Raw genomic sequence first — 14,966 nt, forward strand, 5'->3', positions numbered from 1 at the left:
TCTAGTCGGTCGAGATCAGGCCTTTGCAGTCGATGCGCCATGTTCGGCATACAACCCGGCATAACGGCGCACGATTGTGGGCAGCATCTGCTCGATCCACTCGGCCATCGCGCGCTCCTCCCGCAGCGACAGGCGCAGCAGGTCCACACCGTCGAAGCCGTAATCCTCACCCAGCACGATCAACGACGAATATGCCGCGATCTCGAAATGCTCGAACGCGTAATTGGCATAGCTGTTCTTCAATATCTCGTCGCCCGCCATGCTGTGCGACATCGCGGCCATGCCGCCCGACATGCTGAGGCCCAGATCCTTCGCGACCGATCGGCTGGTGTCGAATCCCGCCATGATTTCGTCCAGCCGCGAAACCTGTTCGTTCGTCTCGTCGATATGGGCGCGCAACCGCTCCGCCACTTCGGGATAATGTTCCAGCCGCTCGACCTGGGGCGTCATGATTGACAAGGCCTGTTTCTCAACCGCATGCGCGTTGCGAAGGCCGTCGCGGTACAGTTCCAGCACGGCTTCACCGGCGTTCAAATTCGTCGCCATGTCTTGTTCCTTTCAGAAAACAGGATCGGAATGGCTCGCTGCCGACGCCGCTTGCGCCGCCATGCTGGCCATCAGTTCGAATTCCATCACGTCATGGGCACAGAAAATGCGGACATCGCCCGCATGGTCGGATGCCAGCTCCCGCAATTGGCGTTGGTTGGCGACCCGCGCGGCGCGGTCGACCTCCAGCATCGCCTGATAGCCGCGAAGGCCGGGCGTGCAGCGCCGCGCCTCCCCGCCCATCTCGCCGCGATAGAAATAGGCGTCACCCGCGTGGAGCATCCAGCCATCGTCGCCCCGCACCGCCACGCCCGCATGACCCCAGCTATGCCCCGACAGCGGGACCAGCAGGATTTCGGGCGGCAGCCCGTCCAGATCGCGCACCGCGTCGAACCCGAACCAGCGCTCTCCGCCGCCCATGGGATAGAGCCGCCAGTCATCGGCCTCAGCCCATTGAAGGGGGCGATAACGGCGTGTGCCGACCAGCGCGCCGCCGTCGCGCGCGTCGGCCGCTTCCTTTTCACGCGCGGTCACATGTACGCGGGCATTGGGAAAATCCTCGATCCCGCCAGCATGGTCGAAGTCGAGATGGGTCAGCACAATGTGCCGCACATCGCCGGGGTCGAAGCCCAGCCGCCGAATCTGCGCCAGCGCCGTTTCCTCTCGCCGGAGCTGCGGATTGTTGAGCATGCGGAAGAAGGGCGACAGCCGCGCACCAGGCCGCTCGACGTCGCGCATGCCATAGCCGGTATCCACCAGCACCAGACCCTGCTTGCTTTCGATCAGCAGGCAATGGCAGACCAGATGGCCCAGCGCACTGTCGCTGCGGCCGTCGAACAGCCGCCCGCCCGCCGGGCAACAGGTGCCGCAATTCAGATGGTGGATCCGCACGGCCTTACCTCACAACAATGTCGTTGGCATTGGGGACCGGGCGCGTTGGCGGACATAGTCGCTTGCGGGTCTGCGCATCGACGGCCGCATCGCGCCGCCGGATAAACATCCAGTACCCGAACGCCACGGCGCCGATGGCGACCGCGACCACTGGCATCCGCCCAGGCTTGCCGGTCTCCCGCTCTCCGGTCCATTCGCACAGCGGGCGCTTGCCCGGCGAAGTGGCGGAGGTTGGCACATCAGGCACCGATCGACGCCCAATATCCTGCATGAATAACTTTCGTTATAATCATGTTTTTACTCGGTTAATTTACACCTCCATACAAGCGATTCAGGCGAACGCCGGTTCCCGCAAAATCGCGGTGGGACATGATACTTACGCAATATTCTGCGCGGGCGACGGCTCAGCCAGCTGCCTGATAGATCGCGTCGAGCGTTTCCGCCGCCCAGCCTAGTGTCCCGGCTGCCGGGTCATAGGCGCGGCTCTCGCTCAGTCGGCGTGCCCATGCCACGGCCGCCCGCCCGCCCCATTCGTCAGGCGGGTTCGCCAGCCGGGTCGCACGCGTCCCCTCCAGATGATCGAGCGTGAAGTCATAGAATGACCCGGCGACATTGGCGAAGCGCAACGCCCCGCGCGTGCCGGTGAAGCGCGCCTCGATCTCTGCATCCACGCCGGCGGGCAGGTCCCATGAACAAGCCAGCCGGACCAGTGGCCCGCCGCGTGCCCGCATCTGCACCAGCGCCAGATCCTCGCACGCCGAACGGCCTGAAATCGGGCACCCACCGGCGAACAGGGCGGCATGGATGGACTTCCATTCCAGCGGCCCGCACACTCCGCCCAGCAGGTCGATCAGATGGCTGCCCAGGTCGATCAGGCACCCGCCGCCCGACAATGCCGGGTCACGAAACCAGGGCTTGCCGGGGCCGAATGCATTGTGAAAGGTCAGATCGACGAAGTGCGTTTTCCCGATGCCGCCCGTCGCGATCATGGCCAGCATACGCTCCACCGCCACTGCGCGGCGATAGGAGAAATCCACTGCCAGCAGCCGGTCGACCCTCCGCGCGCAGGCCAGCACGCGCTGCGTCTCCGCTGCGTCGCGGCCCAGTGGCTTTTGACAGAAGACAGCGTGTCCGACCGAGAGCGCGCGGATTGCCTGATCGGCGTGCAGCGCGCTGGGTGTTGCGATGACCACCCCGTCCAGCGGCAGCGCCAGAAGCGCATCCAGGTCGTTCATCACGACCGCGTCCGGAGCCACGACCAGCGCCTCCTCAAGGCTCGCCGCATCGGGTTCGAGCACCGCCGCCGCGCGGGCAAGGCCGCTGTCGATCAGCGCGGCCATTCGATGGCGCCCGATCCAGCCGGTCCCGACAAAGCCCAGCGCCAACCTCATGCCAGCCGCACCCATGCCTTGACGAAGCCGTCCGGCTTTTCGGCGGTGGCGTCCAGCGCCTCGCCCAGACGCTCGATCGGATAGGCCGCGCTGTAGAGCGGCGTGGGGTCCAGCCAGCCCGCCGCAACCGCCGCAACCGCTTCGGCCAGCCCGCGACGCTGCACCGCCGGGTTGCGTTCATGCGCGCTGACGATGTCGATCCCCTTCCAGTTCCACATCTGCATGTTGACCTGTCGCGGGCCGTCCTGATGATAGCCAGCGATCACCAGCCGCCCGCCCTCTCCCACCAGTTCGCCGGCCAGGTCGAGCGGCCATTGCTTGCCCACCGCCTCGATCACGCATTCGCATCCCCGGCCCCCGGTCAGCGCGCCGACGCGCTCGATGATGGCCCCGTGATCCTCCATGGGGATCACGTGATCGGCGCCGAATTGCTCCGCCAGCGCCAGCGATTCCGGCCGGCGCGATATGGCGATCACTCGCGCCCCTGCCCGGCTGGCCAGTCGCGTCAGGATCGCCCCCAGAAAGCCGATGCCGATAATCGCCACCGTCTGTCCGGCACCGATCGAACTGCGGCGAAAGATGTTGAAGGCACAGCCAATCGCCTCCCCCGGAAAGGGCTGTCCGTCCAGTTCAGGCGGCAGGCGCACGCATGATGCAGCCGGTGCAAGGTCATATTCGGCATAGCTGGCCCCGGTAAGCGCGGCGACCCGGTCACCCGGCGACACATTCGTCACGGCGCTCCCCACCGCTTCGACAACGCCCCAAGGCTCGTGTCCCAGCCCACCCGGCGGCAGCGGATAGTCGATCCATTCGGAGCCCTGCCACGGCAACAGGTTCGACGCGCACACGCCGCACCCTTCGACCCGGATCAGCACTTCGTCGGCGCCGGGGCGCGGCCGTTCCGTCTGAACGACGCGCATCGTGCCGGGCGCGACCAATTGGGCGGCGCGCATCGTGGCGGGATCAGTGGGCAATGAACGCCTCCAGTGCGTGACGAGCGACATCGTCGGTCATCTGGACCGGCGGGTGCTTGCAGAACCAGGCGCTGGCCGCCTCGACCGGGCCGGCCAGCCCGCGATCGCGCGCGACCTTGGCGCAACGGATCATGTCGATCGCCACTCCTGCCGAATTGGGGCTGTCCTCCACCGACAGGCGCAGTTCCAGGTTCATCGGCACGCCGCCGAACAACCGCCCCTCCATCCGCAGGAAGCAGACCTTGTTGTCGTTCTGCCAGGCGACATAGTCGGACGGGCCGACATGGATGTCGGCATCGGCCAGCCGTTCGGCGGCGACCGACTGCACGGCTTCGGTCTTTGATTCCTTTTTCGATGCCAGGCGCTTGCGCTCCAGCATGTTCAGGAAGTCGGTATTGCCACCGGTGTTCAGCTGATAGGTCCGCTCCAGCTGGACGCCGCGCCGCGCGAACAGGTCGGTCAGCACGCGGTGAACGATGGTCGCGCCCAGCTGCGCCTTTATGTCGTCGCCGATGATCGGGACACCCGCGGCGGCAAAGCGCGCTCCCCACTTCTCATCGCTGGCCAGAAAGACGGGGATCGCATTGACGAACGCAACACCCGCTTCCAGCGCGCATTCGGCGTAGAATTCGCTCGCCTGCTGGCTGCCGACCGGCAGGTAATTGACCAGCACCTCCACTTCGCTGTCGCGCAGCACGGCAACGACATCGGACTGCGATGGCTGGTCGGCGTCAGCCAGAACAAAGCTGCGCTCCGGCGGATAATCGGCCATGTGATCGGCCACCCCGTCCAGCACCCGGCCCATCCTGACCGCCGTGCCGGCACGCGGCACGTCGGCACAGAAGCGCTGGGTGCAGTTGGGCGCCATGAAGATCGCGTCGGAGACGTCCTGTCCGACCTTGCGCACGTCGATGTCCCACGCGGCGGCAACGCGGATGTCGCTGGCGCGGTAACCCTCGATCACGTCATGGGTCAGCCCGATCGCGCTGTTCGAATGGTCGCGATAATGGGCGATGCCCTGAACCAGCGAACTGGCACAGTTACCGACGCCGACGATCGCCAGATTGATCGGTTTGGGATGGGGCGAGCGCATGGAAACCTCCCTCATTCGGCGGCCGCGGCTTGCGCGCGGGCCGGAGCGTAGCGGTCGATCATGGCCGCACAGAAATCGGCGAACGCCTGCGGATCGTGCGCACGCGACGTGTGATGCGGCTCAACCCCCAGATGTTCGGGGGTGAAGCAAAAGGTCACGGTGACGTCGAAATCGGCCAGCGCGTCCATCTGTCGGTCGAACCAGTCCAGCGCGCCTTCACGAAAGCTGTCCGCCCAGCTGAGGCCCGTTCGCAGCTGACGAACTCCCAACCGCTTCATCCACGCGACCGCATCGTCCAGCCGGGGATCGTGGAAATGAAACCATTGCATCAGCCCCATCCGGTCCGCGACCCGCGCATAGGCGTCCAAAGCGGGCTTTGGTGTGCCGTCGGCGCGGATCAGGCCCATGTGGAAATGCCGGTAATAGCTGGACCCCTCCGCCTCACGGTGGCGGGTGGTCGCGCCCCATTCCATCGGCAGGTCGTAGAGCGAATACCAATAGATGCGCGGCGCCCGCCCGATCAGCAACTCCGCCGTGCGCTTCAGGCCGAACAGCTGCACCTCATCCGCGCCGAACGATCCGGCACCGACCTCCGTCACCCAGACGGGCTTGTCGGGCACCGCCGCCTCAATCTCAGCTAACTTGTCGGGCCAGGCGTGGATCGGCCACAGATTCCAGTCGAGCGGAAAGCCATGCACCGCAACCACATCGACATGGTCCAGCGCCCCCAGCTCGCGCATCCGGCCCAGCCAGTGCGGGTCGATCGGCGACATGCCGCCCAGCACGCGCAGCACATCGGGATTGACGGCGGCGATCGCCCCGCCCGTGCGCGTCACCAGATCGGCATAATGCGTCCATTCGGGGTCGAGCAGCGGGTCCCAGTGCGACTTGTTGTTGGGCTCGTTCCAGATCATCGCGGCTTCGATCATTCACCCCTCCTCGCCGGATAGACGGCTGCATCCTGAAAGCTGGCGCACGGCACGGGGGCGGTGCGGCACAGATAGACTTCGGGTTCGGGATTGGCCTCGATCGAAAAGCCCGCAGCGCGCAGCATTGCCTGCGTGCCCGCCGGATTTGGCGCCCACCAGTTGGTCGGATCCCCGGCAAAGCTGTGTTCGATGAAATGGAGGCGCGGATAGCCCGGCGCATCGAAATAGCCGGGCGGGTCATAGGTGCCCGGCAGGTGGAACGGGTGGTCGCGCGGCGGATCGAACGGCGGCGCCGTCCCCTGCTGCATCGTCTGGAAAAGCATCCGGTCGCCCGCCACATGTTCGCGGATCAGGTCGAGCGCCAGCAACGGATGGCGCAGGTGGTACAGCACCCCCATGAACACCACCAAGTCGAACCGCTCGCCCAGTGCCGCCACGTCATAGACCGACATCCGGCGATACTCGATCCTGTCGAAGCCCAGCCGGTCGGCGACGAACCGCGCCTGCGCCAGATAATGCGGGTCGCTGTCGATTCCGACCACCCGCTCAGCCCCGCGCCGCGCCATTTCGACCGAATAGAAGCCGGCATTGCAGCCGATATCCAGCACTGTCAGCCCGCTCAGGTCGCCCGGCACCGCATCGGCAAAGCGCGCGAATTTGAAGGCGGGATAATCGCCCAGAAAATGGTCCGGCGCAGTCGAAACCCCGTGGCCCAGATCGATATTCTGGAACCACGGATGCAGCGCCGCGACCTGTGCCCGCAGATCGTCGGCGCGTTGGGCGGCGGCGCTCATGCCGTCACCTCGTTCAACGTGATCAGAACGGGCGATCCGTCGTGGCGGATATGCGTCACCGAAGCCGGATCGACGGCATAACGGTGAATATGGTCCAGGCTGAGGCCCAGCACCCCGGCAACCGCCGCGCGGATGACGTCGCCATGCGTGACCATTGCCACGCTTCCGATGGCGCCTGACCGCGCGACGCGTTCGATATGGTCCAGAACGCGCGCCTGTACGCGGCGCATCGTCTCCCCGCCCGGTGACGCCCCCTCTGCACGAGCACGGTTCCATTCGTGCCACGCAGGATCGGCGCTCAGTTCGTCGAAGCGGCGCCCGGTCCAGTCGCCGAAATCGATCTCGTCCAGCGCATCGACGGTCTGAACCGGCAACTGGTGCGGGGCCGCGATCCGCGCTGCGGTTTCCTGTGCGCGCCCGACGGGACTGGTTTCAACCCGATCGAACGAGCGGCCGGCCAGCCGATCCGCAAGCCGGTCTGCATCTGCCCGCCCCTCGTCCACCAACCCCGCGCACGCTCCACGTCCGGAAAGCACAACCCCAAGATCGGCATGTCTGGCATGACGTATCAGCAGAATATCACACGCCAATTAATATTCCTCTATAACAAATATAATAAAGCACTGTGGCGAAGTCAGCATCTACAAAGCTGCCAGCGCTTCTTTTGTTCCGTGAGCTTCTTCTTGTTGAGGAACCAAGATGATGCCCGTCAGTTAGATTGTCCTATTTGGCGATGGTTTCTTTAACATTGATAATATACGGGGGTTAATGCCGATGTCGGAAACCGTTCTTGTAACTGGCGGAGCTGGTTTCATTGGCCGCGCGGTGATTGCGCGACTGGTCGATCAGGGTCACCGCGTCCGTGTGCTGGATGCGCTGGTCGAGCAGGTGCATGGCGGCAGCGGCTGGCCCGCCGAACTGACGGGAATGGCCGAATGCGTGGCGGGCGATGTGCGCGATCCCGATGCGGTCGAACGCGCGCTGGACGGTATCGATTCGGTCATCCACCTGGCAGCAGAGGTCGGCGTCGGCCAGTCGATGTACGAGGTGGAGCGCTATACCGCCGTCAACGAACTGGGCAGTGCGATCCTGTTCGAAAAGCTGATCGGCCGCCCCATTCGCCGTGTCGTCACCGCATCGTCGATGAGCATTTACGGCGAAGGGCTATACCGCGACGCCGACGGCAACCCGGTCGAGGATGCGCGGCGCATCGCCGTCCGCGACCAACAGCGCGAATGGAACCCGCTGGACGATCAGGGCCGCCCGCTGATCCCCGTCGCCACGCCGGAAAGCAAGCGCCCCTCGCTCGAATCCATCTATGCGCTCGGCAAATATGTGCAGGAACGCCAGACGCACATCATGGCCCAGGCCTATGGCTATGAGGGGGTCTGCCTGCGCCTGTTCAACGTCTATGGCCCGGGTCAGGCACTGTCGAACCCCTATACCGGTGTGCTGGCGATCTTTGCCTCGCGATTGATGAACGGCGAGCGGCCGATGATCTTCGAGGATGGCGAGCAGCGGCGCGATTTCGTGCATGTCGACGATGTCGCACGGGCCTTTTGCGATGCGCTGACGGTGCCCGGCGCAGCGGGACATACGCTGAACATCGGCTCCGGCACGGATCGTTCGGTGCGTGAGATTGCAGAGACGCTGGCGACCGCGCTGGGGCGCGCGGAACTGTCACCCGAAATCGTCAGCAAGGGGCGGATCGGCGACATCCGCCACTGCTTCTGCGACACGCGGCTGGCGCGCGAGATTATCGGGTTCGAGGCGCAGGAGGATTTCGGCGCCGGGGTCCAGCGCCTTGCCCAATGGGTGTCCGAACAGCGCGCGACCGACCGCGTGGCGACGGCGCGCGCCGAACTCGAAGCACGCGGGCTGGTTTCGTGAGCGGGCGTCGCGTGCTGGTGACCGGGGGCGCGGGCTTCATCGGTTGCAATCTGGCCGACCGGCTGGCGCAACAGGGCGACCGGGTGATCGTCTATGACTCGCTGGTACGCCCTGGGACCGAGGCGAATGCCCGCTGGCTGGCGCAGCGCCACGCGGCTTCGGTCGAAGTCGTCATTGCCGACATTCTGGAACATGACGCGCTGGCCGACGCGGTCAGCCGGGCCGATGCGGTGGTACATCTGGCGGCTCAGGTCGCAGTGACGACCAGTCTGGTCGAACCGCTCGCGGATTTCGCCGTCAACCTGACGGGCACGATCGGCATCCTCGAACTGATCCGTGCCAGCACCCACCGGCCACCGATGGTCCTGGCATCGACAAACAAGGTCTACGGCAATCTCGACACGGTCGAACTGGCACTGGGCGAGGATGGCTATGCCCCCGTTGATGACGACACGCGCACACGCGGTGTCGGAGAAGCAACGCCGCTGGACTTCAAATCGCCCTATGGCTGCTCAAAGGGGGCGGCCGACCAATATGTCCTCGATTACGCGCACAGCTTCGGGCTGCGCACGCTGGTCTTTCGCATGAGCTGCATCTTTGGCGAGCGGCAGACCGGCAGTGAGGATCAGGGATGGGTCGCGCATTTCGCGCGCCGCGCGGCAGCGGGCGATCCGATCACCCTGTTCGGCGACGGCTGGCAGGTCCGCGATCTGCTGGACGTGCGCGATTGCGTCGATGCCTATGTCGCGGCACTCGACCGGATCGACACGGTTTCGGGGCGCGCCTTCAATCTGGGTGGCGGGTCCGCCAATGCCGTCAGCCTTCGCACCGTGCTGGACTCGCTGGAGGAGATGACCGGGCGTCCATTGAATGTGGACCGCGCCGATTGGCGGTCGGGCGATCAGCGGTGGTACGTGTCGGACAGCCGTGCCGCGCGTGCGGCCCTCGGCCTCGCCCCGCCACGCCACTGGCGTCATGCGCTGGACGATCTGGTACGTAGCTTTGAACAGAGCCAGCGGCCGCCCCTTCGACCGGTGCAGGCGCTGTGAGGCATTTGCTGATGACGGCCGACGCGGTCGGGGGCGTATGGCAATATGCGATCGACCTGTCGCGCGCGCTGGGCCCGCTGGGGTGGAACGTCACGCTGGCGACGCTCGGCCCGGCGCCCGACCGCGACCAGCGTGCGGCGGCAAGCGCGCTGCCCAATCTGGAACTGCACGTCACCGACCTGCCACTCGACTGGCTGGAACAGGGGGCCGCACCGGTGCTTCGCGCCGCCGACGGCATTGCCACCCTGGCCGCTGCCCAGGGGTGCGACGTGGTTCAGCTGAACATGCCGACACTGGCCGCAGGGGAGCGGTTCACGGTGCCGACGGTGGCAGTCACGCATGGCTGTGTCGCGACATGGTGGGCGGGCGCGCGCGGCGATCCGCTGGCGCCCCAATATCAATGGCATGCCCGGCTGATGCGGCAGGGACTGACCCGCGCCGACGCGGTGGTGGCGCCCAGTCACAGCTATGCCCGGATGGTCGCCAGCCATTACGCGCTGGATCAAAATCCGGCGGTGGTCTGCAATGGCCGTGACGCGCCCACCGCGCCCGAACATCCGGCGTTACAGGATTATGTGCTGACCGTCGGGCGGCTGTGGGACCGTGCGAAGAATATCGACACGCTGGACATCGCCGCCGGACAGCTGGCCGTCCCATTTCACGCGGCGGGCGCGCTGGTCGGTCCGCATGGCGAACGCGCCGCCATCCGGCATATTCATCCGCTGGGCCAGTTGTCGGGCGATGCGCTGGCGACATGGCGCGCGCCGCGTCCGGTATTCGTTTCCGCCGCCCGGTTCGAACCCTTTGGTCTGTCGGTGCTCGAGGCGGCGCAATCGGGTTGCGCGCTGGTGCTGTCCGACATCCCCACCTTTCGCGAGCTGTGGGACGGTGTGGCGGTCTTTGTCGATGCGGAAGACGCAAGCGGCTTTCGTCAGGCGATCGAGGGGCTGATCGGCAACCCCGCCCGCCGCCACGCGATGGGCGAAGCGGCGCTCGACCATGCCCGCCAGTATCGATGCAGCGCCGCCGCGCGCGACATGGACCGGATCTTCAACCGGCTGATGGCCGACAGCGCAAGGCGGGCCGCGGCATGAGGATCGCCTATCTCACGCACAGCCTTGAGAGCTGCTGGAACCATGGCAACGCGCATTTCCTGCGCGGCGTTTTCCGGGCGCTGATGGCGCTGGGCCATCAGGTGGAAATTCTGGAGCCTGAAGATAGCTGGAGCCGTGCCAATCTAGTCGCGGATCATGGCGAAGCCGGCATCGCGCCCTTTCGTCGCGCCTATCCCGAACTGGCCGCAACCCGATATGTCGGGATCGAGCAAGCCGTGGACCGGGCCGCTCAGGCCGATCTTGTCATCGTCCATGAATGGAACGACCACGCGCTGGTCAAGGCGATGGGCGAGCGGCGCAAGCGCGGCGGCGGCTTTCGCCTGTTGTTCCACGACACCCACCACCGCGCCGTCAGCGAGCCGGAAGCCATGCGTGCCTATGACCTGTCGGGCTTTGACGGGGTGCTGGCCTTTGGCGAAGCGCTGGCGGCGGTCTATCGTCGCTGGGGCTGGGACGATCAAATCTGGGTCTGGCATGAGGCCGCCGATACCCGGCTGTTCCACCCCCCGGCCGGGTCCGCCGAACGAAGCGGTCTGGTGTGGATCGGCAATTGGGGGGACGGCGAGCGGACGGCAGAGCTTGAATCCTTCCTGCTGCGCCCCGCACAGGAATCGGAATTGCCGCTCGACATTCACGGCGTGCGCTATCCCGCCGAAGCGCTGGCGATGCTCGACCGTTACGGTGTGCGCTATCGCGGATGGTTGCCCAATGCCCGCGCGCCAGAGGTCTTCGCCCGCCATCTGGCCACCGTCCACGTCCCGCGCCGCCATTATGTCGAGGCGCTGCCCGGCATCCCTACGATCCGCGTGTTCGAGGCGCTGGCCTGCGGCATCCCGCTGGTCAGCGCGCCCTGGGACGATTGCGAAGGGCTGTTCCGCATCGGTCAGGATTTCCTGATGGCACGCGACGGCGAAGAGATGCGCCGCCACCTGATCGCAATTCGCGACGACGCCGATCTGCGCAACGCGCTGGTCGCGTCGGGGCTGGAGCGCATCGCCGCGCGGCACAGCTGCGGCCACCGCGCGGGCGAATTGATGGACATCGCCCGCCAACTCGACACCCCCGAAAGGAGTGCCGCATGAAGATTGCCTTTTACGGCTCCAGCATCCTGTCCGCTTATTGGAACGGCGCCGCGACCTATTATCGCGGCATCCTGAACGATCTGGCGCGGCGCGGCCATGCCATCACCTTTTACGAACCCGACGCCTTTGACCGGCAACAGCATCGCGACATCGACCCGCCCGAATGGCTGCGATCGGTCGTCTATCCGGCGACGCAGCAGGGGCTGCAATCGGTCCTTGCCGAAGCGGGCGACGCCGATGTCGTGGTGAAGGCAAATGGCGTCGGCGTGTTCGACGCTGAATTGCTGGCCGGCATCCTGAGCGAAAGCCGCCGTGACGCACTGCGGATCTTCTGGGATGTCGACGCGGCCGAAACGCTGGCCGAAATGCGGCGGGCCGACGATCATCCGGTGCGCGCCGCCCTGCCCCGGCTGGACGCGGTGTTCACCTATGGCGGTGGGGAGCCGGTGATCGCTGCCTATCGCGGCTTTGGCGCGACACGGTGCGTGCCGGTTTATAACGCGCTGGACCCGGACAGCCATTTCCCGGTCGAACCAGACCCACGCTTTGTCTGCGACCTGGGATTTCTGGGTAACCGGCTGCCCGACCGCGATGCGCGGGTCGCGGAATTCCTGTTCGACGCGGCACGGCGCACGCCGGATCGCCGCTATATGCTGGGCGGCGCCGGATGGGACCATGCTCCGATGCCCGACAATGTAACGCGGCTGGGCCATGTGTCGACGCGCGACCACAATGCCTTCAACGCCACGCCGCTGGCGGTGCTGAACGTTGCGCGCGATGCGATGGCGGCCAACGGCTTTTCCCCCGCCACGCGCGTATTCGAAGCCGCCGGGGCCGCCGCCTGTCTGATCACCGATGCGTGGGAGGGGATCGAGCTGTTCCTGAAACCGGATGAGGAAGTGCTGGTGGCGCGTGACGGTCGCGATGTCGCCGAGTTGCTGGAGGCACTTACGCCACAGCGCGCGCACGACATTGGCCGCGCGGCGCTGGCGCGGGTGCGGGGTGAACACAGCTATACCCAGCGAGGAGAGCTGGTCGACGCGGTGCTGAGTGAAATGGCCGCGGCGCGGCGGGTGGCGGCATGAAGATCGTCGTCCTGGGCCTGAGCCTCAGTTCGGCATGGGGCAATGGCCATGCCACGACCTGGCGCGCGTTGCTTCGCGGCATGGCGGCACGCGGCCATGCGGTGCATTTTCTGGAGCGCGACATGCCATGGTATGCCGCGCATCGCGACCTGCCCGCGCCCGATTTCTGCGCGTTCGACCTGTATGACGGGCTGGATCAGCTCGACGCCTTTGCGCCCATGGTGCACGCTGCCGATGCGGTGATCGTCGGCTCCTATGTCCCCGACGGCGTCGCCGTCGCACACTGGGTTCAGCGCCAGGCGGGCGGGGTGACTGCCTTTTACGACATCGACACGCCGGTCACGCTGGCCAAGCTGGGCCGGGGGGACCACGAATATCTCGACCCCGACACCATCGCCGGTTTCGACCTTTATTTGTCCTTCACCGGCGGGCCGACCCTGACCCGGCTGGAGCGCGAACATGGGGCGCAGCGGGCAGAGGCGCTGTATTGCGCAGTCGATGCCGCACGGTATCGCCCGACCGGCGCGCTCAAGCGGTGGGACCTGTCCTATCTGGGAACCTACAGCCCCGACCGGCAACCCACGCTGGACCGGCTGCTGATCCAGGTAGCGCGGCGGATGCCCGACCGGCGCTTTGCCGTGGCGGGACCGCAATATCCCGTGGAGATCGAGTGGCCATCCAATGTCGAGCGGATCGACCATCTGCCGCCAGAGCAACATGCCGATTTCTATTCGGCGTCGCGCTATACGCTGAACGTCACGCGCGACGACATGCGCGCGGCGGGATGGTCCCCCTCGGTCCGCCTGTTTGAAGCCGGCGCGTGCGGCACCGCCATTCTGTCAGACCGCTGGCCGGGGATTGAGGATGTGCTGCGCCCGCCCGCCGAAATCGCGCTGGTCGACACGACCGACGATGTGATCGCCGCCATCGCCCGCGATGCCGCGCCGCTGGGCGCCGCCGCGCGCCGCGCCGTTCTGGCCCGCCACACCGCCGCCCACCGCGCCGCCGAACTCGAAGCCCTGCTTGCCGAACTGCGCCGCCCCTCCACGGGCACGCAGCCGGCCCCCAATATCGCCCTGACGGCGTGACCGGAGCACCACTGACAATGCCGAACGCCCAACCCTTTCACCTGATCGCTGGCGGTGCCGGCTTCATCGGGTCGCACCTGTGCCGCACCCTTTTGGATCGCGGGGACCGGGTGTTGTGCGTCGACAATCTGCAAAGCGCATGGCCCGGCAACCTCGAAACGCTGCGCGACCGGGCGGGGTTCGAATTCGTACAGGCCGACATCTCCGCCCCACTGCCCGCCACCGTGACGCGTCGCACCGCCGCCGTCACGAATATCTGGAACCTGGCATGCGCCGCGTCGCCGCCGCGCTATCAGGCGGACCCCGAACATACGATGATGACCAATGTCGTCGGCACCGACCAGCTGCTCCGGCTGGCGGAGACCGCGGGCGCGCGGTTCCTGCTGACCTCGACCAGCGAGGTTTACGGCGACCCCGAACAGCATCCGCAGGTGGAGGCATATCGCGGGCGCGTCAACTGCACCGGCCCGCGCGCCTGCTATGACGAGGGGAAGCGCGCGGCCGAAACGCTGTCGTTCGATTTCGGTCGGCTGAAGCGCGCCGACGTTCGCGTGGCGCGCATCTTCAACACCTATGGCCCGCACATGCAGGCTGATGACGGGCGCATCATTTCGAATGTGATAACCCAGATGCTTGGGGGTGATGCGATCACCGTCTATGGCGCGGGCACGCAGACGCGCAGCCTTTGCTATGTCGACGACATGGTCGACGGACTGATCCGGCTGATGGAATCGGAGCAGGCGGGCGACGGTCCGGTCAATCTGGGCAACCCGGACGAACGGACGGTTCTGGAAATCGTGGCGACGATCGCCAGGGTTATCGGGGTCGAGCCCAAGATCCTGTTTCAATCATTGCCGCAGGACGACCCGCTGCGCCGCCGGCCCGACATCACCCGCGCACAGCAATTGCTGGGCTGGAACCCGGTGACCGCGGCCGAAACCGGCATTGCCCGCACGGTCGACTGGTTTCGCGGCGCCCGGCTCGCCGACGGCACTACCGCCATGGGCATCGCCGCCGAATAAGGTCGGGCGGGCGGGCG

16 protein-coding genes are annotated in these 14,966 nt (G+C 66.2%); 7 read left to right on the plus strand and 9 right to left on the minus strand.

Going from position 1 to position 14,966, the window contains the following annotated elements:
- Window positions 1-15 precede the first annotated feature (15 nt).
- The 9 genes from ACAX61_RS02110 to ACAX61_RS02150 all read right to left on the minus strand — a co-directional run bounded on the left by ACAX61_RS02110 (window position 16) and on the right by ACAX61_RS02150 (window position 7,208).
- Window positions 16-546 (minus strand): ferritin-like domain-containing protein, encoded by a 531-nt coding sequence (locus ACAX61_RS02110; protein WP_370713174.1) that lies wholly within the window; start codon window positions 544-546, stop codon window positions 16-18.
- A 12-nt stretch (window positions 547-558) separates the two neighbouring features.
- Window positions 559-1,437 (minus strand): MBL fold metallo-hydrolase, encoded by an 879-nt coding sequence (locus tag ACAX61_RS02115; protein WP_370713175.1) that lies wholly within the window; start codon window positions 1,435-1,437, stop codon window positions 559-561.
- Window positions 1,438-1,441: 4 nt separating this feature from the next.
- On the minus strand, window positions 1,442-1,684 hold the full coding sequence (locus ACAX61_RS02120; protein ID WP_370713176.1) for a hypothetical protein: 243 nt from the start codon (window positions 1,682-1,684) through the stop codon (window positions 1,442-1,444).
- A 157-nt stretch (window positions 1,685-1,841) separates the two neighbouring features.
- The gene (locus tag ACAX61_RS02125) at window positions 1,842-2,828 is read right to left on the minus strand and encodes a Gfo/Idh/MocA family protein (protein ID WP_370713177.1); all 987 of its coding nucleotides are present in this window, start codon (window positions 2,826-2,828) and stop codon (window positions 1,842-1,844) included.
- Window positions 2,825-3,802 (minus strand): MDR/zinc-dependent alcohol dehydrogenase-like family protein, encoded by a 978-nt coding sequence (locus ACAX61_RS02130; RefSeq protein ID WP_370713178.1) that lies wholly within the window; start codon window positions 3,800-3,802, stop codon window positions 2,825-2,827. Before ACAX61_RS02130 ends, ACAX61_RS02125 begins: the two co-directional genes overlap by 4 nt.
- The gene (locus ACAX61_RS02135; RefSeq protein ID WP_370713179.1) at window positions 3,792-4,895 is read right to left on the minus strand and encodes an inositol-3-phosphate synthase; all 1,104 of its coding nucleotides are present in this window, start codon (window positions 4,893-4,895) and stop codon (window positions 3,792-3,794) included. The genes ACAX61_RS02130 and ACAX61_RS02135 overlap by 11 nt, the downstream gene beginning before the upstream one ends.
- Window positions 4,896-4,906: 11 nt before the next feature.
- Window positions 4,907-5,824: a glycoside hydrolase 5 family protein gene (locus ACAX61_RS02140; RefSeq protein ID WP_370713180.1), complete on the minus strand. Its 918-nt coding sequence runs from the start codon at window positions 5,822-5,824 to the stop codon at window positions 4,907-4,909.
- Window positions 5,821-6,618, minus strand: coding sequence for a TIGR04290 family methyltransferase (locus ACAX61_RS02145; RefSeq protein ID WP_370713181.1), 798 nt, complete (start codon window positions 6,616-6,618; stop codon window positions 5,821-5,823). The genes ACAX61_RS02140 and ACAX61_RS02145 overlap by 4 nt, the downstream gene beginning before the upstream one ends.
- A complete protein-coding gene (locus tag ACAX61_RS02150) occupies window positions 6,615-7,208 on the minus strand; it encodes a histidine phosphatase family protein (protein WP_370713182.1) in 594 nt (197 codons plus the stop codon). Before ACAX61_RS02150 ends, ACAX61_RS02145 begins: the two co-directional genes overlap by 4 nt.
- 184 nt (window positions 7,209-7,392) lie before the next feature.
- Between ACAX61_RS02150 and ACAX61_RS02155 the strand changes: the two genes are divergently transcribed.
- From ACAX61_RS02155 to ACAX61_RS02185, 7 genes are read left to right on the plus strand one after another with little or no spacing between them, the layout of a single operon-like run.
- The gene (locus ACAX61_RS02155; RefSeq protein ID WP_370713183.1) at window positions 7,393-8,508 is read left to right on the plus strand and encodes an NAD-dependent epimerase/dehydratase family protein; all 1,116 of its coding nucleotides are present in this window, start codon (window positions 7,393-7,395) and stop codon (window positions 8,506-8,508) included.
- Entirely contained in the window at window positions 8,505-9,557 is a 1,053-nt protein-coding gene (locus tag ACAX61_RS02160; RefSeq protein ID WP_370713184.1) for an SDR family NAD(P)-dependent oxidoreductase, read from the plus strand. The genes ACAX61_RS02155 and ACAX61_RS02160 overlap by 4 nt, the downstream gene beginning before the upstream one ends.
- Window positions 9,558-9,568: 11 nt before the next feature.
- The gene (locus tag ACAX61_RS02165) at window positions 9,569-10,651 is read left to right on the plus strand and encodes a glycosyltransferase family 4 protein (RefSeq protein WP_370713185.1); all 1,083 of its coding nucleotides are present in this window, start codon (window positions 9,569-9,571) and stop codon (window positions 10,649-10,651) included.
- Window positions 10,648-11,754 (plus strand): CgeB family protein, encoded by a 1,107-nt coding sequence (locus ACAX61_RS02170; protein WP_370713186.1) that lies wholly within the window; start codon window positions 10,648-10,650, stop codon window positions 11,752-11,754. The genes ACAX61_RS02165 and ACAX61_RS02170 overlap by 4 nt, the downstream gene beginning before the upstream one ends.
- On the plus strand, window positions 11,751-12,839 hold the full coding sequence (locus tag ACAX61_RS02175) for a CgeB family protein (RefSeq protein ID WP_370713187.1): 1,089 nt from the start codon (window positions 11,751-11,753) through the stop codon (window positions 12,837-12,839). The genes ACAX61_RS02170 and ACAX61_RS02175 overlap by 4 nt, the downstream gene beginning before the upstream one ends.
- Window positions 12,836-13,927 carry a CgeB family protein gene (locus ACAX61_RS02180; protein WP_370713188.1) on the plus strand — a complete coding sequence of 364 codons (1,092 nt, stop codon included), beginning with the start codon at window positions 12,836-12,838 and terminating at the stop codon, window positions 13,925-13,927. The genes ACAX61_RS02175 and ACAX61_RS02180 overlap by 4 nt, the downstream gene beginning before the upstream one ends.
- Before the next feature lie 17 nt (window positions 13,928-13,944).
- Window positions 13,945-14,949 carry an NAD-dependent epimerase/dehydratase family protein gene (locus ACAX61_RS02185; RefSeq protein WP_370713189.1) on the plus strand — a complete coding sequence of 335 codons (1,005 nt, stop codon included), beginning with the start codon at window positions 13,945-13,947 and terminating at the stop codon, window positions 14,947-14,949.
- The last annotated feature ends 17 nt before the right edge of the window (window positions 14,950-14,966 follow it).

Source organism: Sphingomonas sp. IW22, assembly GCF_041321155.1.
Classification (GTDB): domain Bacteria; phylum Pseudomonadota; class Alphaproteobacteria; order Sphingomonadales; family Sphingomonadaceae; genus Sphingomonas.